Below are 1163 nucleotides of genomic sequence, written 5' to 3' on the forward strand. Positions count from 1 at the left end.
CCGCATCCGGCGATCCGGATCGGTCCGAGCATGCTCGCGCCGGCATCCCCCATCTCCTTGATGGCGTTGCGCAGGGCGGGGATGCCGAGGTCGCGCAGGGCCTTGACCACGATGGACGGGGTGATCGGCTCCCCCTCCCCGGAGCGGACGTTGGCCGGGAGGGCCCAGGCGGGTGCGGCGTGCTGCTTGCGGCCGACCGACCACAGGGCGAGCAAGGCGAGCAGCGGGCCGATCGTGAGGGCCGGGCCCCAGACGATCTGCACGATGCGGATGAGCAGGGCGATGAAGTCGATGGTGGCCGACAGGGGGGTGATGACATCGCCGACCTGGCCGGTGTTGATGGCCAGAGCCACCCCGAGGGCGACCAGGACACCGATGCTCATCCCCGCGCCCACCGCGATGCCCTTGGCGACCTCGACGGGCGAGTGCAGCAGGTCCATGCGGCGGTGGTGGCGGGCGGCGCGGAAGCGCTGCAACCGCTCCTCCCACTCCTCGGCCGCTTCCAGGTTCCCTGCGGCCTCCGCCGCCCGGATCATCCGCTCGTAGCGGGCACCGGTACGGCCGTCCCACGCACGGCGGGCCACGATCCGGCCCCCGTTGAACGTGTAGAGGCCGTGCCGGGCCGTGGCCCGGACGACCGTCTTCGTCCGCCCGTCGGTCACGGCCCGCTTCACGGCGCGTCCGGAGCGCACCCACAACGGCACCGGGGCCGGCGCGGGCGGGTCGGGGACCACGGTCAGCACGGTGGGGGCCGTCTCCGGGGGCGGCGGGTCGGTGGCCTTGTGGAGGTGGACGACGTTCTCAGACATGCTGGAAGTTCTCCTGACTGCCCCCCTACGGGGGCGGGAGTGAGGGAGAGCCGGGGTGGCCGTGTCCGTGGAAAGTCCCGGTCACCCCGGCGGGGAAGGGCTGGCTGGTCACCACCAGCCGGACGACTTCTTGGCGGCCTTGGCGCGGGCGGCCTCGGTGAGCAGCCGCTGCCGCTCCCCGTGCAGGGCGGTCAGCTCGGCGTTCAGCCGCGTCTCGGCGGCGGAGCCGGTGGCGTCCATCTGCTGTTCGGCGCGGCCGGTACTGCGGCCCCGCACGGTGCGGTAGGCGCCGCCGGCCAGGGCGCGGGCCATCGCGCGGCGCTCGCGGCCGGTCAGTGGCCACCACTCACCCCG

At 74.1% G+C, this 1163-nt stretch carries 1 protein-coding gene and 1 pseudogene; both read right to left on the minus strand.

The annotated features are described in order from the left end of the window. Window positions 1-809: pseudogene (locus ACIBAI_RS28905) on the minus strand (ATP-binding protein); the annotation flags it as partial. A gap of 108 nt (window positions 810-917) precedes the next feature. Next, the coding region (locus ACIBAI_RS28910) for a hypothetical protein (protein ID WP_399038781.1) at window positions 918-1163 on the minus strand (246 nt) is incomplete at its 5' end.

The organism is Streptomyces sp. NPDC051041, assembly GCF_044456065.1.
GTDB lineage: Bacteria > Actinomycetota > Actinomycetes > Streptomycetales > Streptomycetaceae > Streptomyces > Streptomyces glaucus.